General features: G+C 69.0%; 19 protein-coding genes. 6 read left to right on the top strand and 13 right to left on the bottom strand.

Annotated features, from left to right (window positions below):
• Window positions 1-121: 121 nt before the first annotated feature.
• Window positions 122-1,525, top strand: a complete 1,404-nt coding sequence (gene dbpA, locus AC0IZS_RS11880; protein WP_471635795.1) for an ATP-dependent RNA helicase DbpA — start codon at window positions 122-124, stop codon at window positions 1,523-1,525.
• On the opposite strand, the gene AC0IZS_RS11885 is transcribed toward dbpA, so the two are convergent.
• From AC0IZS_RS11885 to AC0IZS_RS11900, 4 genes are all read right to left on the bottom strand, one after another.
• The gene (locus AC0IZS_RS11885; protein WP_471635796.1) at window positions 1,515-2,234 is read right to left on the bottom strand and encodes an ankyrin repeat domain-containing protein; all 720 of its coding nucleotides are present in this window, start codon (window positions 2,232-2,234) and stop codon (window positions 1,515-1,517) included. The genes dbpA and AC0IZS_RS11885 overlap by 11 nt on opposite strands.
• Before the next feature lie 29 nt (window positions 2,235-2,263).
• A complete protein-coding gene (locus tag AC0IZS_RS11890; protein WP_471635797.1) occupies window positions 2,264-2,755 on the bottom strand; it encodes a GlcG/HbpS family heme-binding protein in 492 nt (163 codons plus the stop codon).
• Between the two features lie 142 nt (window positions 2,756-2,897).
• Complete coding sequence (locus AC0IZS_RS11895) at window positions 2,898-3,521, bottom strand: response regulator transcription factor (protein ID WP_471635798.1); 624 nt, start codon at window positions 3,519-3,521, stop codon at window positions 2,898-2,900.
• Window positions 3,518-5,062: a sensor histidine kinase gene (locus AC0IZS_RS11900; RefSeq protein WP_471635799.1), complete on the bottom strand. Its 1,545-nt coding sequence runs from the start codon at window positions 5,060-5,062 to the stop codon at window positions 3,518-3,520. Before AC0IZS_RS11900 ends, AC0IZS_RS11895 begins: the two co-directional genes overlap by 4 nt.
• A 46-nt stretch (window positions 5,063-5,108) precedes the next feature.
• Here AC0IZS_RS11900 and AC0IZS_RS11905 point away from each other — a divergent pair, with 46 nt between their 5' ends.
• Together AC0IZS_RS11905 and dtd are read left to right on the top strand one after the other, a co-directional pair.
• Window positions 5,109-6,053 carry a cation diffusion facilitator family transporter gene (locus AC0IZS_RS11905; protein WP_471635800.1) on the top strand — a complete coding sequence of 315 codons (945 nt, stop codon included), beginning with the start codon at window positions 5,109-5,111 and terminating at the stop codon, window positions 6,051-6,053.
• Complete coding sequence (dtd, locus tag AC0IZS_RS11910) at window positions 6,050-6,508, top strand: D-aminoacyl-tRNA deacylase (RefSeq protein WP_471635801.1); 459 nt, start codon at window positions 6,050-6,052, stop codon at window positions 6,506-6,508. The genes AC0IZS_RS11905 and dtd overlap by 4 nt, the downstream gene beginning before the upstream one ends.
• Before the next feature lie 6 nt (window positions 6,509-6,514).
• Here the strand turns inward: dtd and AC0IZS_RS11915 are convergent, their stop codons facing one another.
• The 6 genes from AC0IZS_RS11915 to AC0IZS_RS11940 all read right to left on the bottom strand — a co-directional run bounded on the left by AC0IZS_RS11915 (window position 6,515) and on the right by AC0IZS_RS11940 (window position 12,421).
• Window positions 6,515-6,883: a response regulator gene (locus AC0IZS_RS11915; protein WP_471635802.1), complete on the bottom strand. Its 369-nt coding sequence runs from the start codon at window positions 6,881-6,883 to the stop codon at window positions 6,515-6,517.
• A 22-nt stretch (window positions 6,884-6,905) separates the two neighbouring features.
• Window positions 6,906-7,472 carry a hypothetical protein gene (locus AC0IZS_RS11920; RefSeq protein ID WP_471635803.1) on the bottom strand — a complete coding sequence of 189 codons (567 nt, stop codon included), beginning with the start codon at window positions 7,470-7,472 and terminating at the stop codon, window positions 6,906-6,908.
• 10 nt (window positions 7,473-7,482) lie between these two features.
• Window positions 7,483-8,199, bottom strand: a complete 717-nt coding sequence (locus AC0IZS_RS11925) for a methyl-accepting chemotaxis protein (protein ID WP_471635804.1) — start codon at window positions 8,197-8,199, stop codon at window positions 7,483-7,485.
• The gene (locus AC0IZS_RS11930) at window positions 8,196-10,565 is read right to left on the bottom strand and encodes an ATP-binding protein (protein ID WP_471635805.1); all 2,370 of its coding nucleotides are present in this window, start codon (window positions 10,563-10,565) and stop codon (window positions 8,196-8,198) included. Before AC0IZS_RS11930 ends, AC0IZS_RS11925 begins: the two co-directional genes overlap by 4 nt.
• A gap of 150 nt (window positions 10,566-10,715) precedes the next feature.
• Complete coding sequence (locus AC0IZS_RS11935; protein ID WP_471635806.1) at window positions 10,716-11,591, bottom strand: AEC family transporter; 876 nt, start codon at window positions 11,589-11,591, stop codon at window positions 10,716-10,718.
• Window positions 11,592-11,680: 89 nt separating this feature from the next.
• Window positions 11,681-12,421: a sulfite exporter TauE/SafE family protein gene (locus AC0IZS_RS11940; protein WP_471635807.1), complete on the bottom strand. Its 741-nt coding sequence runs from the start codon at window positions 12,419-12,421 to the stop codon at window positions 11,681-11,683.
• Window positions 12,422-12,696: 275 nt separating this feature from the next.
• On the opposite strand from AC0IZS_RS11940, the gene AC0IZS_RS11945 reads away from it, so the two are divergent.
• Complete coding sequence (locus AC0IZS_RS11945; protein ID WP_471635808.1) at window positions 12,697-13,293, top strand: histidine phosphatase family protein; 597 nt, start codon at window positions 12,697-12,699, stop codon at window positions 13,291-13,293.
• Here AC0IZS_RS11945 and ybeY read toward each other — a convergent pair.
• Both ybeY and AC0IZS_RS11955 read right to left on the bottom strand, forming a co-directional pair.
• Entirely contained in the window at window positions 13,290-13,787 is a 498-nt protein-coding gene (ybeY, locus tag AC0IZS_RS11950; RefSeq protein WP_471635809.1) for an rRNA maturation RNase YbeY, read from the bottom strand. The two genes, AC0IZS_RS11945 and ybeY, sit on opposite strands and share 4 nt — an antisense overlap.
• A gap of 31 nt (window positions 13,788-13,818) precedes the next feature.
• On the bottom strand, window positions 13,819-14,775 hold the full coding sequence (locus tag AC0IZS_RS11955; RefSeq protein ID WP_471635810.1) for a PhoH family protein: 957 nt from the start codon (window positions 14,773-14,775) through the stop codon (window positions 13,819-13,821).
• An 82-nt stretch (window positions 14,776-14,857) separates the two neighbouring features.
• Between AC0IZS_RS11955 and ruvA the strand changes: the two genes are divergently transcribed.
• Complete coding sequence (ruvA, locus tag AC0IZS_RS11960; protein WP_057266434.1) at window positions 14,858-15,433, top strand: Holliday junction branch migration protein RuvA; 576 nt, start codon at window positions 14,858-14,860, stop codon at window positions 15,431-15,433.
• 13 nt (window positions 15,434-15,446) lie between these two features.
• Here ruvA and AC0IZS_RS11965 read toward each other — a convergent pair whose 3' ends face one another.
• Window positions 15,447-16,586 carry a carbonic anhydrase family protein gene (locus AC0IZS_RS11965; RefSeq protein ID WP_471635811.1) on the bottom strand — a complete coding sequence of 380 codons (1,140 nt, stop codon included), beginning with the start codon at window positions 16,584-16,586 and terminating at the stop codon, window positions 15,447-15,449.
• 116 nt (window positions 16,587-16,702) lie between these two features.
• On the opposite strand from AC0IZS_RS11965, the gene ruvB reads away from it, so the two are divergent.
• Window positions 16,703-17,764: a Holliday junction branch migration DNA helicase RuvB gene (gene ruvB, locus AC0IZS_RS11970; RefSeq protein ID WP_471635812.1), complete on the top strand. Its 1,062-nt coding sequence runs from the start codon at window positions 16,703-16,705 to the stop codon at window positions 17,762-17,764.
• Window positions 17,765-17,773 lie beyond the last annotated feature (9 nt).

Here is a 17,773-nt window from a genome sequence, read left to right on the forward strand (position 1 = left end):
ACCCGGTTCCTGCACTGTATTCCGTTATAGCCGATTCACCTGACGCTGGCGTAAGGTAGTTCTCCCTATGCACATGGCAGGGCAAATAGGGCTTTTCCGGCCTGCCCCGGATAATCCCCCCATGACCTCCAAAGAAAACCAAGCCGCCACCGATTTCAGTGCGCTGGCCCTCGGCCCCGCCACGCTGGCCAATCTGCAGCAGTTGGGCTACACGCAGATGACCCCCATCCAGGCCGCCAGCCTGCCACCCGCCCTGCTGGGCAAGGACCTGATCGCCCAGGCCAGCACCGGCAGCGGCAAGACGGCCGCCTTTGCCCTGGCCCTGCTGGCCAACCTCAACCCGCGCCGCTTTGCTGTGCAGGCGCTGGTGCTGTGTCCCACGCGCGAGCTGGCCGACCAGGTGACCACCGAGATCCGCCGCCTGGCGCGGGCCGAGGAGAACATCAAGGTCGTGACCCTGTGCGGCGGCGTGCCGCTGCGCGGCCAGACCGTGAGCCTGGAACACGGTGCCCACATCGTGGTCGGCACGCCCGGCCGCGTGATGGACCACCTGGAGCGCCAGCACCTGTCGCTGGAGGCGCTCAACACCCTGGTGCTCGACGAGGCCGACCGGATGCTGGACATGGGTTTCTTCGACGACATCGCCACCGTGGCGCGCCAGTGCCCCAAGGAGCGCCAGACCCTGCTGTTCTCGGCCACCTACCCCGAGGGCATCGCCAAGCTGAGCCAGCAGTTCATGAAGTCGCCCGAGCAGATCACCGTGCAGGCCCAGCATGCCGAGGGCAAGATCGAGCAGCGCTGGTACGAGGTGAAGAACTCCGAGCGCCTGCACGCCGTATCGCAGATCCTCGACCACTTCCGGCCCGAATCGTCGCTGGCCTTCTGCAACACCAAGCAGCAGTGCCGCGACCTCGTGGCCGTGCTGCAGGCCCAGGGCTTCAGCGCCCTGGCGCTGTATGGTGAGCTGGAGCAGCGCGAGCGCGACCAGGTGCTGGTGCAGTTCGCCAACCGCAGCTGCTCGGTGCTGGTGGCCACCGACGTGGCCGCGCGCGGCCTCGACATCGCCAACCTGGCGGCCGTGGTCAACGTGGACGTGACACCCGACCCCGAAGTGCACATCCACCGCATCGGCCGCACCGGCCGGGGCGACGCCGAGGGCCTGGCGCTCAACCTGTCCAGCATGGACGAGATGGGCAGCGTGGGCAAGATCGAGCAGCTGCAGGGCCGCGAATCGCGTTTTTACCCATTGGCCGAACTCACGCCCACCGGCGACGGGCCGCTGGTGCCGCCCATGGCCACCATCCAGATCATCGGGGGCCGCAAGGAAAAGATCCGTGCCGGCGACGTGCTGGGTGCGCTCACCGGCGAGATGGGCTTCACGCGCGAGCAGATCGGCAAGATCAACGTCAACGAGTTCTCCACCTATGTGGCGGTGGACCGCACCGTGGGCCGCCAGGTGGTCGACCGCCTCAACAGCGGCAAGGTCAAAGGCAAGTCCGTGAAGGCCCGCCTGGTTACCGACTGACCAGCATCTGCGCCATGGCATCGTAGCCGCGCTGGCGTGCCAGTTGCAGCGGCGTGTTGCCCTGCCGGTCGGTCAGCGACTGGCTGGCGCCCGCCTTGACGAGGGCCTTGAGCGTGGCCTGGTGGCGTGCCCCGCCATTGCCCAGCACGATGGATTCGATCAGAGCCGTCCAGTGCAGGTTGTTCACATGGTCCAGCGGGGCGCCGGCGGCGATCAGCTGGCGCACCACGCCGTCGTGGCCCAGGTGGGCGGCGGCGATCAGGGCCGTGCCGTCGTAGCGGCTGGTCACCTGTTTGGCGCTGGCGCCCAGCGAGAGCAGCAGGGCCAGGGTGTCCTCGTCGTCCGCCACTGCGGCGATCGTCACCGCGTCGTAGCGGTCGTTTTCCAGCAGGTCCAGCCCGGCGCCGGCCTTGGCCAGCACGCGGATGGCCTCGCGCTGGCGGGCAAAGGTGGCCACGTGCAGGGGCGTGCGGCCATGGGCGTCGCGGGCATTGGCCTGGGCGGCACCGGCTCCTGCCAGCAGGCGCTGCAGGGCGGCGCTGTCACCCTGGGCCGCCGCAGCATGCACCCCCTGGTAAGCGGCGATGTCCGCCGGGCTGGGCGGCACCTGGGCCTGGGCCGGCTGCAGCGCAGCGCAGGCCAGGGTTGCGGCGATGGCGCACAGCGCACGCGCCGTGCTCGCGAATGAAGGGGCGGTGCGGTGGGCCATGGCTTTTTTCTCCGTCGGTTGCCTGAGGCTTACTTGAGCTGGTCCTGCACCTTGGCGATGCCGGCCACGGCGCACTGCTCGTCCAGGTGGCCGCCGGGAGCACCGCCCACGCCCACGGCGCCGATCACTTCGTTGCCCACCTTTACCGGCACGCCGCCGCCCAGCAGCAGATAGCCGGGGATATTGACCAGGTTGGCGGCTGCGGGGTTCTTCTGCGCACCTTCCATCATGGCCAGGGTGGTGTTCTTGGCCGAGGCCGAGGTGTAGGCCTTCAGGCGGCTGGCTTCCAGGGTGTGCGGGCCGGCGTTGTCGGCGCGGTACACGGCGCGCACGGTGCCGGCACGGTCCACCACGGTGGCGGTCACGGCATAGCCGTTGGCGGTGCAGGTGGCCACGGTCTGGGCGGCGATCTGCGTGGCCAGGTCCAGCGAGATGTTCTTTTCGGTGCGCACGCCTTCGGCGCTGGCAGCGGTGGCGATGAAGGCGAGGGCGATGGCGGCGGTCTTGAAGTGGCGTTGCATGGTGTGTTCTCCGGTGGTGTGGAAGGCCGGCCTGGCAGGTCGTCGGGCCGTGGGAGAACTGTAAAAAATGCAGGCCGCCGGCACCATTCGTGCGGCTACGCGCGGGCCTCCGTAGAACTACGCAGTCCCGTTGTCCGGGTGGCTATTCCACAAGGGCCGCGTAGCGCCGGATCAACTGCGCCAGCGACTCTGCGCCGAGCTTGGCGAACAGGTTGGCGCGGTGGGTCTCCACCGTGCGCGGCGAGAGTTCGAGCGCGCGGCCGATCTCCTTGTTGGTCAAGCCCTCGACGATCAGGCCCAGCACTTCGCGCTCGCGCGCCGAGAGCTGGGCATGGCGCTCGCGCGCCTGCTGGTCGGCCTGGTGGCGCTCGCGCGAGCGCACGTGTTGGCGCACTGCGTTCTGCAGCGCCTCGAGCAGCACCTCGTCGTCCACCGGTTTTTCCAGGAACTCGGCGGCGCCGGCCTTGAAGGCGCGGCGGCACATGTCCACCGTGCCGTGGCCGGTGAGCATGATCACCGGCTGGTCCACGCCCTGCGCCAGCAACTGCTCCAGCAGCGCCAGGCCGCTGGTGCCCGGCATGCGCACGTCAAGCACGATGGCGCCGATGCTGGCGCGGTCGAAGCCCGCAGCGAAGGCCAGCGGGTCGGCCCAGGCCTGCACGCGCAGGCCCACGGTGCTGATCAGCAGGGACAGGCCCTCGCGCACGGCGGCATCGTCGTCCACCAGGTGGATCAGCGGGGACAGGGGCGTGGCGTGGTCGGTCATGGAAGCACGGGGGTATGGAGTGGGGCGGCCGGGTGGGCTGCGGCGGGCGCCTGCGCCGTCACCGGCAGCACCAGCACGAAGGCCGCGCCCCGGCCTGCGGCGGGTGCCAGCCACAGCTGCGCACCCATGGCCTGGGCCAGGCTTTCGCACAGCGTGAGCCCCAGGCCCAGACCGCCTTCGCGCGTGGTGTAGAAGGGCTCGAACAGGCGCTCGCGTGCCTCGGTCGGTATGCCCGGGCCATGGTCGCGCACTGTCAGCGCCACCTGGCCGGTGTCCTGCCGGGCCAGGTGCAGCTCCAGCCGCCGCTCTGCGGCAGGCACCTGCTCCATGGCCTGCAGGGCATTCATCACCAGGTTGTGCACGATCTGCTGCAGCGCCACAGGCTCGGCCAGTACGGTGGGCAGTTCGTGCTCGGCCTGCAGGTCGAGGACCACGCTGCGCTGCCGCAGCTCTGGCTCCACCAGGTGCAAAACGTCCTGCACGGCGGCGGGCAATGCGAGCGGCTGGGCCTGTCCGGCCAGATCGGGGCGCTCCACCAGGCGGCGCAAGCGGCCCACGACGGCCGATGCGCGGCGTGCCTGTTCCACGGCGCGGCCCATGGCGTCAAAGGCGGTGTCCAGGTCGGGCGGTGATTCGCCCAGCAGGCGCTTGGCCGCCTGGGTGCTGGCCAGCAGGGCCGTGAGGGGCTGGTTGAGCTCGTGCGCCATGCCGGCAGCCAACTCGCCCAGGGTATTGAGCCGGGCCACCTGGCCCAGGCGCAGCAGCTCCTCGGCCCGCTGGCGCGCCACGCGCTGGCGCCACCAGGCCAGCGCGCCGGCCCACAGGGCTGCCGTGAGCAGGCACCAGCCCAGCATGGCCCACCAGGGCAGCTCGGCCGGCGTCACGGTGCGCTCGGCCACCACGTCCAGGGGCTGGCTCGGCGATGCCAGCAGCTTGTGTACGCCGAAGTGCCAGCCCGTGCGGTCCAGGCGGCGACCGGGCTGCACCACGAAGGACTGGCCGGCGCGTTCCAGCGCCACGCGCACCGGGCTGGTCACCGGGTTCATGGGCCATTCCTCCAGCGGCACGGTGGCTGCCAGATCGATTTGCAGCGCATAGCTGGCCGGGGTGCCCGCCAGCACCAGGTGGTAGCGGCCGGCAGCCAGGTCCGCCAGGGCCATCTCGGCCCGCCCGGACCGGCGCGAGGTTGCCTCGGCGGCATCGAGCGCGGCTTTTTGCGCGGCAGGCCAGGCACCAGCGGCCGGGCGCTGCAGTACCGCCAGGATCTGGGGGTAGACGGACGGCAGGCGCGGCAGGGTCGATGCGGCCGCCGTGTCGGCCACCGCACCCGGCACCGGGGGCTGCAGCAGCGCCAGCGTGGCCATCACCGCGTCGTGTTGCACCACGCGCTGGCTCAGCAGCCGGTGCACGATGCGCGCGTCCGTATCGAAGGCCGCGCGCAGCTGTTCCACGCGCGCATGCGCCAGCCAGCCGGCACCGGCGGCCGCCACGAGGGCCCACAACAGCAATCCTGCGAGGCGATGACGCCATGCCTTGGTCATGGGGCGGATTCTGGCACGCGCACGGTCTGGTGTAATCCAGCCAGCCATGTCCCCACCCGCTCCTTCCCTGCATCCCTGGTTCACGCCACGCAACCTGCTGTGGGCGTCGGTGGCCGTGGCGCTGGTCACCATCGTGCTCAAGACGGCAGCCTGGTACGTGACCGGCTCGGTCGGCCTGTTGTCGGACGCGATGGAATCCTTCGTCAATCTGGCCAGTGCGGTGTTCGCGCTGGCCATGGTCACCATCGCCCAACTGCCGGCGGACGACAACCACCCCTATGGCCACCACAAGGCCGAGTATTTCTCCTCGGGCTTCGAGGGCATCCTCATCGTCGGCGTGTCGCTGGGCATTCTCTGGGCGGCCGGGCACCGCTTGTTCGCGCCGCAACCCATCGAGCAGGTAGGCTGGGGCCTGGCGCTCTCGGTGGCGAGTTCGGTGCTCAATGGGGTGTTGGCCTGGCTCATGCTGCGCTCCTCGCGCGTACACCAGTCGATCGCGCTGGAGGCCGATGCGCGGCACCTCTTCACGGACGTCTGGACCTCGGCCGGCGTGCTCGTGGGCATCGCGGGCGCAGCGCTCACGGGCTGGCTCTGGCTCGATGCTATGGCGGCCATCGCGGTGGCGCTCAATATCCTGCGCGAGGGCGTGTCGCTGGTCTGGCGGTCTTCGCAGGGTCTGATGGACGAGGCCGTGGAGCCGGAGGTCCAGGCCGCCATCGATGCCACGCTGCGGCAATTCTTGGCGGCCCAGGCGCCCGGCGCCCTGCGGTTCGACCATGTCTCCACGCGGCGCGCGGGCCAGCGCCAGTTCGTCGGCCTGCACCTGCATGTGCCCGGCAGCTGGACGCTGGGCCAGGCGGCCCAGCTGCGCGGCCAGGTGGAACAGGCGCTGGTGTCGGCCGTTCCCGGCCTGCGTGCCACCATCGAACTGCTGCCCATCGAGGTGGAAGCCCTTTTCCATGAACCCGAACCCAAGGAAGTGACGACGTGATCAGTGTGATTCAACGTGTGCGCGAGGCACGCGTGGACGTGGAGGGCCAGACCGTGGGCGCCATCGGCCACGGCCTGCTGGTGCTGGTGTGTGCCGAGCGCGCAGATACCGAAGCCGAGGCCGACAAATTGCTGGCCAAGCTGCTCAAGCTGCGCATCTTCGGTGACGATGCCGGCAAGATGAACCGCAGCGTTCAGGACGTGTCGGGCGGCCTGCTGCTGGTGAGCCAGTTCACGCTGGCCGCCGACACCACCGGCGGCAACCGCCCGAGCTTCACCCAGGCGGCCGCCCCCGACGAAGGCCGCCGCCTGTTCGACTACGTGGTGCAGCAGGCGCGCGCCCTGCACCCGGTGGTTGCCACCGGCCGCTTCGCGACCGAAATGCAGGTACACCTCGTCAACGACGGGCCGATCACCATCCCGCTGCGCATCGCGCCTGCGGCGCCCGCCGCATAGGCAGGGTCAGGCCCCGACGAGCTTCTGGAACGAGCCGAGCACCGCCGGGCCGTTGAAGGGCTTGACGATCCAGCCGCGGATGCCGGCGGCCTTGCCGCGCTCCTTCATTGCGGGCGAGTTCTCGGTGGTCAGCATCACGATGTTGACCCCGGTGTTCCTGAGTTCGCTGCGCACCTTCTCGGCCATGGTCAGGCCGTCCATGTGGGGCATGTTCACGTCGCAGACCACGAGCTTGATGCGCGGGTCCTGCTGCAGTTGGGTCAGGCCGTCGCGGCCGTCCACCGCGAAGGCGATGTCGAAGCCGTTCTTGCCCAGGAAGCCGCCGACTTCGTTGCGCACGGTGCTGGAGTCGTCGACGACGAGGATGTTGGCCATGGTGCTAGTCCTTCAGAAATGGTCAGAAAAATTCCAGTTCGCCCGCGACCTCTTCGATCTCGGGGGCCTTCCAATGGAAGTCCATGGGGGTGTAGGCGCGGGCACACAGGGTCGCGTGCAGCGGCAGGCCACCCAACAAGCCGTTTGGCAGGTCGATGCGGAAATGCTGCAGGTGGTCGGTGCCGATCTGCGCCATGTGCGGCAGGCTGCGGATGTCCAGGATCTGCGGGGTCGAGAGGCCCAGGCAGTCGTAGAAGGCGCCCAGTTCGCGGTTCATCGCGCCGCAGCACATGTTGCCGATCTCACAGATGGCGTCGATGAATGGCTGCGGGCCCAGCTCCTGTTCGCCTTGCCCGACCATGCCCGCGATCCATGCACGCGTGCGCGCATCGTGCGCAAAGTGCAGCGCCGCGATGATGCGAAACGAGTAGGAGGCGATCGAGAGCACCGCCATGTGGGTCAGCGATTCCTGCGCCACGTCAGGCACCGTGCGGACCTGTATCTCCGACTGTGGCGGCCCCATGCTCTGGCGCAGGCCTGCGACCATCATGCTGTCCAGGCTGTCCCTGGCGCGTTGGCTCAACGTCATGGCGGCTGGCTCAGGCAGACAGAGCGGCCTGGATCTTGCGGTTGGTCAGCGCGAGCCCCATGGACGCATTGATGATCATCTTGCCGCCGGCCTGCATGTCCTGGAAGGTCGTGGTGGCGATCAGGTCGTTCTTGTAGAGGTTGTCCCGGTAGTGCTTGGACAGGGCCTCGGCGTTCACCGACAGCGTGCGCATCTCGTTGGCCACCACGGCGAAGCCGCGCCCGGCTCCGCCCGCACGGGCCGCCTCGATGGACGCGTTGAGCGCCACGATCACCATCTGGCGCACGATACGCGCGAACTCGTCGTTCTTCTCGTGCATGTCCTTGTTGTGGGCCACGAGCTTGCTCATGTCGGCATGCCAGCGCTCGAAAGTCTTGCTGATGCCCTGCAACTCGGCCAGTGCCTTGGCCAGCGTCTGGCTGTGGCCCATGGCACCCTGCACCACGGCCTGCGCCTGCTGGCTGGCACTGTGCTCGATCAGGCGCTGTTCCTGCTCCCACTGCCCGATGGCGTCCTGCATGCGCGCCTGTGCCTGCTGCAGCGAGCCGTGCAACTGATCGACCTGGGCCTGCAGCCGGGCGTTCTCGCTTTCCACCTCCCATTGCGCATCCTTGCCGACGTCCTCCTCGGTCTGCAAGGCTGCCTTGCGCAGCGTGCGGCCGCACAGCCACCAGCCGGCCATGGCGCCCAGCGCACAGCCGCAGAGCAGAAGCAGCACTTCCATCATTGCGCTTCCTTCTCGGCGTGTTCTGCCGGGGCGCGGCGTGCCACGCCGTACTGGGCGGGCAGGTGGATCACGGTGTGAAACGGTGCGTGGCCTGCGTGCCCATCGGCCAGCTGGAGCTCCAGCGCGATGCTGCCACCCACGGATTCGATGAAGGCCTTCACCGCGTCCATGCCCACACCGCGCCCCGAGATGGCGGTCACCTCGCTGGCCGTGGAAAAGCCGGGCGCAAAGATCAGCTGCGCCGTCTCGGCCGGAGTGAGGGTGCTGTCTTCCTGCACCAGGCCCGAGGCAATGGCTTTGGCGCGGATGCGGTCCAGGTTCAGGCCGCGTCCGTCATCGGACAGCCGCAGCGTGATATGACCGTCCGCCTGGCGCAGGGCGATCTCGATCCGGCCTTGCTCCGCCTTGCCTTGCATGGCGCGTTCCGGCGGGGCTTCGATGCCGTGGTCGAGCGCATTGCGCAGCAGGTGCATGAAGGTGTTGCGCAACACGTCGGTCACCTGGGTGCGCAGAACGATGCCGCCATCGGCGATGACGACCTTGGGCGCCTGCTTGCCCAGTTCCTGCGCCAGGTCGGGCAATGAGGCCACCACCGTTTCCAGCACGTCGTGCAGTGTGTGGGTGCCCAGCAGTTGCAGGGCATGCTGCACCTGTTCCAGCAGGGCGCGCATGGCATGCGGGTCGCTGCTGCCGTGCAGGGCACTGCCCGCCGCGTGCAGCAGTTCGTCGATGCGCTCGCGCGGCACCATCAGGTATTTTTCCACGCTGCCGCGGCGCCCCGGGCCCTTGCGGCCCAGCTTGGTGTCGTTGATGTGCGCGTAATTTTCCAGCGATGCACGCACCGCCTGCAGTTCGGCATCCAGCGCTGCGCCGTCCCAGCCGGACAGGTCCTGGCGCAGGGCGTCGTAGCGCTGCTCGGCCGCGTGCGCCACGTCGGCCAGTGGCAGCAGGCCGTAGGTCCGGGCATTGCCCTTGATGGTGTGCATGTTGCGAAACAGCTCCGCCACGGCAGATGAGCGGGCCGCCGCATCGGTGGCCGCACCATCGAGCAGGCGCTGGTTGTGCAGCACGAAGGAGGACGCGCTGTCCACGAAGTCGTGGAATTTCTCCTGCTGCACGGCAAGCACTTCGCCGATCATCGCCAGCTCCTGCTTCTGCGCCTGGGCGGCGCGTGCCAGCTCGCGCAGTTCGGTCACGTCGCGCACGCACAGCATCAGCCGCTCGATGCTGCCGTCGGCCGAGGCGATGGGCGACCAGGTGAGGTCCAGCACCTTGGCCTTGCCGTCCGCGAACCTCGCGCTCACCTCACCGGGCAGCAGGTGGGCATTGAACTCGAAGTTCATCGCGTCTTCGCCGATGCAGGCGTCGATGGCGGTGGTGGCCTGCGCCAGCGCGTCGGCTCCCAGGTCGGTGTGGTTCAGCAGCACGTCGCCCACGCTGCGCCCGGCAATCTCGCGGGTCTCGACGATGCTGGCCAGGTGGTCCGAGTACTCGGGGTGGACCACCCCACCGGCCTGCAGCGTCAGGATGCCCTGCGGGATGGTGTGCAGCATGACCTGGATGTCGGCCGTCTTGCGGCGCACCAGTTCGGTGCTTTCCTGGATCTTTTCCACCATCAGGTTGAAGGCCGTGAGCGAACGCCCGATCTCGTCCATGCGGGCCACGGGCACGCGGTGCGAGAAGTCCTGGCTGGTGGCGATCTCGGTCATCTTGCGCTCCATCTCGCCGATGGGGCGCACGATCTGGCGGTACAGCAGCAGGCCGATGCCGCCCATGGCCAGCACGGCGATGAGCGTGATTGCGCTCAGGGTCGTCGTGGTCTGGGTCAGGTTGGCGTTCAGCGAGGCAATGGCCTGGTCCTTGCCGCGGCGCTTTTCCACCTGCACGGCCTCGATCATCTGGCCCTGCTCGCGCAGGTACTGGTCCACGGTGGCGGCCATGGTGGCCTCGGCGGCCTCCTGCTGGCCCGCCAGCTTGAATCGGGCCGTGTCGTCGATGGCCTGGAAGTAGTTCTCCAGGCTCATCTCGGCCTCCTTGATCAGGCCGCGCTGTGCATCGCTGTCGGCCTGGCGCATCTGCGAAGCCAGGGCTGCCTTGAGTTCGCTTTTGCGCGAGCTCAGTGCCTCGTAGGTGGTCTTGGCGCTCTCCCCGTCGGGCGCCGCCACCATGGCCATGGTGGCGATGTGTACGTCCTTGAGCTGTCCCATCATCTCCACCGACTGGATGGTGCTGGGAACGACCCCCTCCGTCACGGCCTTGACCTGCTGGGCACCACGGGACGACTGGTAGAGCGCAAAGCCGCCGATGGCGCACAGCGCCAGGAAGGTGAGGGCGATGAGCAGGGTGATGCGCAGGCGAACGGTCATGGGAGGGACTGGCTGCTGAACCAATGTAACAATTTGATTCAACTGTCGGCGACGTCCATGGCGCCTTCATGACAGTGCCCCCGGGCCTTCGAGGGGCAAGGCGGTGCATGCCTGCGCGGTCTTCGTTTTTCGTGGCGCGGTTGGCTACGGCTATTGCAGCGTCAGCGCCAGCGCGATGGGCAGGAACACCAGCGCCCCGAGGTTACCGATCAGCACCATCGAGGCCACCTTCTCGGGCTCCTGCCCGTAGCGCTCGGCCAGGATGAAATTGATCACCGCCGGGGGCAGGGCGCCGAACACCAGCAGCAAGCCCTGCTCGCGCGGCGCCAGGCCCATGCCCCAGGCCACGGCCCAGGCGATGGCCATGCCGGCCACGGGGCGCAATACCGCGCCGAAGAGACCGAAGCCGACGGACTGGATGTGCGAATCCGCCAGGCGCGCACCCAGGGCGAACAGCATCAGCGGAATCGACACATCGCCCACCATGCGGATGGCCGTGAGCAACGGCGGCCACAGGTCCACGCCTGCCATGCCCACCGCCAGCCCCGCGATGGCGGCCAGGATGGAGGGCGAGGTCCACACGCTGCGCAGCCGCGCCTGGTGGTCCAGCAGCCAGATGCCGAAGGAGAACTGCAGCGCGTTCGACACCACGAACATGGCGATGGCCGGGGCCAGCGCTTCCTGCCCGAAAGCCAGCACCGCCAGCGGCAGGCCCAGGTTGCCGCAGTTGTTGAACATCATGGGCGGCACCAGCGTCTTGGGGTCCATGCGCAGCGCACGGGCCACCAGCCAGCCCACCACCCCGGTGCCCGTGATCAGCAGCAGCGTGGCCAGCAGCAATGCCAGGTGGTCTTGCGCCCGAAAGTCCTTGCCCGCCATGGCACCGAACACCAGGGCTGGCACGAACACCGCCAGGTTGAGCTGGTTGGCGGTCGAAAGGTCGGGCTTCATGCGCCGCCCTACGGCATAGCCCAGGGCTGCAATGGCGAACAGGGGGAACAGGATGGAGAGGATGCGCAGCAGCATGGGGACGTGGAAAGCAGCCCTCCGAGCTTAAGGCACCAGCCGCCTCGCCCATCGGATGGGATGGGTGCCTCGGCCTCAGGCGCCGCCGTTCATTGCCGCCAGAAGAACAAGGCTGCCATCACCAGCCCCGTGGCCACGATGCCGCCGCGCAGCCACTGCGCGGGAATGCGCCGTGCCACGCGCGCGCCGCCGTAGCCCCCGGCCGTGGCGGCCAGCATCATCACCAGGGCCTGCGGCCACAGGACCACGCCGCCGGCCGCATAGATGGCCACGGCCATCGCCGTGAGCAGGGCCGAGACCCAGTTCTTGAGCCCGTTCATGGCATGCAGGTTCGTTTGCCCAAGCAGCCCGAACAGCGCCAATAGAAGAATACCCAGGCCGCCGTTGAAGTAACCGCCGTAAGCCGCCACTGCCAGCACGCCCGCGACGGCCTTGGGGGTGGAGGGCACACCACCTGCCAGGCGCTGCCGCAGCCAGGGGCCGAAGGCGAACAGCGCGGTGGCGGCCAGCAGCAGCCAGGGCACCACACGGCGGAAGGTGGCCTCGGGCGTCACCAGCAGCAGGGCTGCGCCGGCCGCGCCGCCGGCCAGGGACAGCGCCACCAGCAGCCGCATCGACAGGCCCGGCGGTGGGGCCGTGTCTTCGCGAAAGCCCCAGGCCCCGGCCAGGTAGCCCGGCAGCAATGCCACGGTGCCCGTGGCATTGGCCACCACGGGGGGCACGCCCGTGAACACCAGGGCCGGCAGGGTCAGGAAGCTGCCGCCCCCGGCAACGGCATTGAGGGCGCCGGCCACGAAGGCGGCGGTGAGCAGCAGGGCGGTTTCGAACATGGGGCTTTCACATGGTGGAGAAGCCGGTCTGGGGCCGGCGCGCCGCGCATCTTAGGTGCGGGCCGCCTGCTTTTTCGGACGCCGAGCCCTGCGTTGCGGCCGGTTGCGGGCCCTGCCGGCTGGGCACAGCAGGCCGCCAGGGCGCGCCAGGCCTGGGTATGGCACTGCCCAGGCGCGGGGCAGTGCCTGCGCCGGGTAAAAGGTGTTTTGCGTTAAAAACAGCGATGGCCGGGCCGTCGTTCTCGCGCTGTCCAACCCATTCCCGCAGGGAGCCCATGCGCACGATCCATTTCATCAGCCATCCCGACGTGGTGATCAGCCCCCATGTTCCGATCACGGGCTGGCCCTTGTCCGAGCGCGGGCGGGCGCGCATGGCTGCGGCCCTGGCACAGCCCTGGGTGCCAGGCATCTCGGCGGTGTACTGCAGCGCCGAGCAAAAGGCCATCGATGGTGCGCAGATACTGGCGGCGCACCGGGGCCTGGCGCCCACGCAGGTGGCTGCGCTCGGCGAGAACGACCGGTCTTCCACCGGCTACCTGCCGCTGGCCGAGTTCGAAGCCGTGGCCGACGCCTTCTTTGCCCGGCCGGGGCAATCGGTGCGCGGGTGGGAGCGCGCGGCGCATGCCCAGGCGCGCATCGTGGCGGCCGTGGCGTCCATTGCCGAGGCTGACACCTCTGCCGGGGCGCTGGGCATCGTTTCGCACGGCGCGGTGGGCACCCTGCTGTACTGCCATCTCACCGGTCAGCCCATCTCGCGGCGCTGGGACCAGCCCGCCAATGGCGGTGGCAATTACTTCACTGTGCAGTGGGGACCGCAGCCCCAGGCGCTGTCGTGGTGGCTGCCCATCGATGGGGTCGCGCCCGCTCCCTAACGTTTGCGTGACTTGGCGGGCGTGGCTGGCACGGGCTTGGCATCGTAGGGGTCGGCAAAGCCCAACTCCTGCAGGATGGCTGTCTCGTAGGCCTCCATCTCGTCGGCATCGGCCGTGCTCGTCTCGTGGTCCCAGCCCTGGGCGTGCAGCGCGCCATGCACCAGCATGTGGGCGTAGTGCTCTTGCAGGCTCTTGTTCTGCTCCTTCGCCTCGCGTTCGATCACCGGGGCACACAGCACCAGGTCGGCCGTGACGAGGGGCTCCTGCGTGTAGTCGAAGGTCAGCACGTTGGTCGCGTAGTCCTTGTGGCGGTAGTCGTTGTTGAGCTGGCGGCCTTCTTCAGCGTCCACGATGCGCACGGTGATCTCGGCGTCGGTGGCCAGGGCGTGGCGTATCCAGCGCGTGACCTTGTGGCGCGGCAACACGGCGCGGTGCGCGGCGGCGCCGTCGAAGCGGCCAAACTGCAGCGACAGGGAAAGTTGGTTCAAAGGCATGGGGCGGGCTTTTCTTCTGGTGTCTGCCTGGTCACGTGCGGGTGCGTGCAGCCGCGGCGCGGCGGGGGGCATCGTAGGCGTCCACGATGCGCGCCACCAGCGGGTGGCGCACCACGTCGGCGCTGGTGAAGTGGGTGACGGCGATGCCCTTGACGCGCTTGAGCACGCGCTCGGCATCGACCAGGCCGCTCATCGCGCCCTTGGGCAGGTCGATCTGGCTCACGTCGCCCGTGACCACGGCGCGTGCGCCGAAGCCGATGCGGGTGAGGAACATCTTCATCTGCTCAGGCGTGGTGTTCTGGGCTTCGTCCAGGATCACGAAGGCGTTGTTCAGCGTGCGCCCGCGCATGAAGGCCAGCGGCGCGATCTCGATGGCGTTGCGCTCGAAGGCCTTTTGCACCTTGTCGTTGCCCATCAGCTCGTAGAGCGCGTCGTACAGCGGGCGCAGGTAGGGGTCGACCTTTTGCGCCAGGTCGCCGGGCAGAAAGCCCAGGCGCTCGCCGGCCTCCACCGCCGGGCGGGTCAGCACGATGCGCTGCACGTTGCTGCGCTCCAGGGCATCCACCGCGCAGGCCACGGCCAGGTAGGTCTTGCCGGTGCCGGCCGGGCCGATGCCGAAGGTGATGTCGTGCGTGGCGATGTTCTGCAGGTACAGGTTCTGCGTGGGCGTGCGCCCGCGCAGGTCGGGGCGGCGCGTGTTGAGCACGATGGCGTCGTCCGGGGCCTCCAGCAGCTCGCTGTCGCCCGCCAGCATGAGCTGGATGTGGTCCTCGGGGATCGGGCGCTCGGCCATCTCGTACAGCGCTTGCAGCAGCTCCATGGCCTGGGTGGCCTTGGCCTTGGGGCCGTCCACCTTGAACTGTTCGTGCCGGTGCGCAATGCTCACCTGCAGCGCCACCTCGATGGTGCGCAGGTGCGCATCGGCCGGGCCGCACAGGTGCGTGAGCCGGGTGTTGTTGTGGGGAGTGAAGGTGTGGCGCAGGATCACGCTGATAATTCCCGTCAGGCAATGGAAAAGAACGCAAGAGCGACGGCGCTGCTTGTCACGCCAGCGACGGCAAAGGACATCAATGATAGGCAAATTGACCGGCACCCTGCTGGAGAAGAATCCCCCCGAGGTGCTTTTGGACTGCCACGGGGTGGGCTACGAGGTGAATGTGCCCATGAGCACCTTCTACAACCTGCCCTCCGTGGGGGAGCGCGTGAGCCTGCTCACGCAGTTCATCGTGCGCGAGGATGCGCAGCTGCTCTACGGCTTTGGCACGGCCGAGGAGCGCCAGGCCTTTCGCGAGCTGATCAAGATCTCGGGCGTGGGCCCGCGCACGGCGCTGTCCATCCTGAGCGGCATGGGCGTGGGCGACCTGGCCCAGGCCATCACGCTGCAGGAGGCGGGGCGCCTGGTCAAGGTGCCCGGCATCGGCAAGAAGACCGCCGAGCGCCTGCTGCTGGAACTCAAGGGCAAGCTGGGCGCCGACATGGGGGGCGCGCGCAGCCACGCCACCAGCGATGCGCAGGCCGACATCCTGCAGGCCCTGCTGGCCCTGGGCTACAACGACAAGGAAGCGGCCGCTGCCCTCAAGGCCCTGCCGGCCGACGTGGGCGTGAGCGACGGCATCAAGCTGGCGCTCAAGTCGCTGGCCAGGTAGGTTCGACGGGCCCCTACCGGGCCTCGCGCACCAGGCGCCCATTGGTCGGCTGTACCGGCCGCGCATTGGGCGGCGACACGCGCGCCAGCAGGCGCAGCTGTTCCAGCCCCACGCTCACCGGGGTCTTCATCACGATGCGCAGCACGCCCTCGGTGCAGGGAGGTGTGGTCAGCGAGCCCGCGTACTGGTAGTAGCGCCGGTCCTGCGGCAGCAGATCGCCCACCGAAAGCACCGGCTGCGGCAGGCGCACTCGGTCCTGGGCATCCAGCGGCATGTGCGTCCAGATGCGGGTGATGAAGGCATTGGGGCTGCCCAACTGCATGGGCACGCTCACCACGGCCATCTGGCCGCTCGGGCCCTGGTACACCAGCTCGGTGGCCATGGGGTAGTTCTGCAGATGCACGCGCTCCTCTGCCGGGTGGCGGAACTGCAGACGCATGAGCCGCCAGGGCGCTCCGCGCAGGGGCAGGATGCTGGTGCCTTCCACCTCCAGCGCCAGGCCATGCCCCGTGTTCCACACCGTGCCGCCGAAGAACTGGTTGCCGAACGGCAAGGGGTCGGCCGGGCCGAGCGCCACGTCCTGCGGGGTGATGTGGATGGGCGACTGGCGTGTGCCCTGGCTGCAGGCCGAAAAATCCGGATGCAGGCCGCCCCAGGCCTCGGGTCCCTTGTCGCCGCTGGCGTGGTCCCAGCGCACCGTGCGCGGGTCGGCTGGCGGTAGTGCGGGTGCCGGCGGTGCGGCGGCGGCCAGTTCGGCGGCCCGCGACTGGATGTAGCGGCGGCTGGCACCGGCGTCCGGCACGGTCGACCGGGGTGGTGCAGGTGGGCGTGCTTCGGCCGGGGCCGGCTTGCGCGGGCGGTCGGGCGGCACGCGCACTTCCACGCTGGGGATGGGGCCGGCGTTCTTGCGCGCACCGGGTTTGGCCGGCGCGGCGTTCTTGTCCTTGGCGCGCTGGATGGCTTCGTCGATCCGGGTGGCCAGGGTGGCCTTGTCCTGCGGGTTCTCGATGCGGATGGCGCCGCTGGCGGCCCGGGCGGGCGGGGCCGTGGTCTGGGCAGTCGCAGTCAGGGCGGCTGCGCCACTGGCGGCCAGCGCGGCCAGCAATTGCAGCGGCCGTGGCAGGCGGGTGGGCGCAGGCATCATCTCTTTCATGGTGTGCTTCATGTATCGGCACAGTACCCACTTACTTTACCCCCTGGGGGGGCGCCCGGGCTATATAGTTCCAGTCGGCCCGCCCGCGCGGGTATTCGACCCCGGACAGAACCACCGTGACCATCCAGACCGACGACTTCGCCCCCATACCGCCCAAGCGCGTGGTGTCCGCCGCGCCCGCCTCGCCGCAGGAGGAGGCCATCGAGCGCGCCCTGCGCCCCAAGCTGCTGCAGGAGTACGTGGGCCAGGCCAAGGCACGTGAGCAGTTGGAGATATTCATCGGCGCGGCGCGCAAGCGCGGCGAGGCGCTGGACCACGTGCTGCTGTTCGGCCCGCCCGGACTGGGCAAGACCACGCTGAGCCACATCATCGCGGCCGAGCTCGGGGTGAACCTGCGCCAGACCAGCGGCCCCGTGCTCGAAAAGCCCAAGGACCTGGCCGCGCTGCTGACCAACCTGGAAAAGAACGACGTCCTTTTCATCGACGAGATCCACCGCCTCTCGCCCGTGGTCGAGGAAATCCTGTACCCGGCGCTCGAGGACTACCAGATCGACATCATGATCGGCGAGGGGCCGGCGGCGCGCAGCATCAAGCTCGACCTGCAGCCCTTCACCCTGGTGGGGGCGACCACGCGTGCCGGCATGCTCACCAACCCGCTGCGCGACCGCTTTGGCATCGTCGCGCGGCTGGAGTTCTACACCGCGCAGGAGCTCGCGCGCATCGTGCAGCGCAGTGCGGGGCTGCTCAATGCGCCCATGGACGAGGCCGGCGGCTTCGAGATCGCGCGCCGCTCGCGCGGCACGCCGCGCATTGCCAACCGCCTGCTGCGCCGGGTGCGCGACTATGCCGATGTCAAGGGCGATGGCCGCATCAACCTTGATATCGCCAACCGCGCCCTGGCCATGCTCGACGTGGACCCGCAGGGCTTCGACGTGATGGACCGCAAGCTGCTGGAGGCCGTGATCCACCGCTTCGATGGCGGCCCCGTGGGTCTGGACAACATCGCCGCCAGCATCGGCGAGGAGGCGGGCACCATCGAGGACGTGATCGAGCCCTACCTGATCCAGCAGGGCTTTTTGCAGCGCACCACCCGTGGCCGGGTGGCCACGCTGGCCGCCTACCGGCACCTGGGCGTGACCCCGCCCAAGACCGGCGGGCAGGACCTGTTCGAAGCCTGAAGCACAAGG

The sequence above is a fragment of the Acidovorax sp. AC410 genome, from assembly GCF_979253235.1.

Excerpts from the sequence above, each read along its gene's own strand:
- AC0IZS_RS11930 (WP_471635805.1), bottom strand. The coding sequence starts at position 10,565 with ATGACCGTTCGCCTGCGCATCACCCTGCTCATCGCCCTCACCTTCCTG.
- AC0IZS_RS11895 (WP_471635798.1), bottom strand. The coding sequence starts at position 3,521 with ATGACCGACCACGCCACGCCCCTGTCCCCGCTGATCCACCTGGTGGAC.
- ybeY (WP_471635809.1), bottom strand. The coding sequence starts at position 13,787 with ATGCCTTTGAACCAACTTTCCCTGTCGCTGCAGTTTGGCCGCTTCGAC.
- AC0IZS_RS11900 (WP_471635799.1), bottom strand. The coding sequence starts at position 5,062 with ATGACCAAGGCATGGCGTCATCGCCTCGCAGGATTGCTGTTGTGGGCC.
- AC0IZS_RS11925 (WP_471635804.1), bottom strand. The coding sequence starts at position 8,199 with ATGATGGAAGTGCTGCTTCTGCTCTGCGGCTGTGCGCTGGGCGCCATG.
- AC0IZS_RS11905 (WP_471635800.1), top strand. The coding sequence starts at position 5,109 with ATGTCCCCACCCGCTCCTTCCCTGCATCCCTGGTTCACGCCACGCAAC.
- AC0IZS_RS11965 (WP_471635811.1), bottom strand. The coding sequence starts at position 16,586 with ATGAAAGAGATGATGCCTGCGCCCACCCGCCTGCCACGGCCGCTGCAA.
- AC0IZS_RS11935 (WP_471635806.1), bottom strand. The coding sequence starts at position 11,591 with ATGCTGCTGCGCATCCTCTCCATCCTGTTCCCCCTGTTCGCCATTGCA.
- AC0IZS_RS11920 (WP_471635803.1), bottom strand. The coding sequence starts at position 7,472 with ATGACGTTGAGCCAACGCGCCAGGGACAGCCTGGACAGCATGATGGTC.
- AC0IZS_RS11940 (WP_471635807.1), bottom strand. The coding sequence starts at position 12,421 with ATGTTCGAAACCGCCCTGCTGCTCACCGCCGCCTTCGTGGCCGGCGCC.
- ruvA (WP_057266434.1), top strand. The coding sequence starts at position 14,858 with ATGATAGGCAAATTGACCGGCACCCTGCTGGAGAAGAATCCCCCCGAG.
- AC0IZS_RS11915 (WP_471635802.1), bottom strand. The coding sequence starts at position 6,883 with ATGGCCAACATCCTCGTCGTCGACGACTCCAGCACCGTGCGCAACGAA.
- dbpA (WP_471635795.1), top strand. The coding sequence starts at position 122 with ATGACCTCCAAAGAAAACCAAGCCGCCACCGATTTCAGTGCGCTGGCC.
- AC0IZS_RS11885 (WP_471635796.1), bottom strand. The coding sequence starts at position 2,234 with ATGGCCCACCGCACCGCCCCTTCATTCGCGAGCACGGCGCGTGCGCTG.
- AC0IZS_RS11890 (WP_471635797.1), bottom strand. The coding sequence starts at position 2,755 with ATGCAACGCCACTTCAAGACCGCCGCCATCGCCCTCGCCTTCATCGCC.
- AC0IZS_RS11945 (WP_471635808.1), top strand. The coding sequence starts at position 12,697 with ATGCGCACGATCCATTTCATCAGCCATCCCGACGTGGTGATCAGCCCC.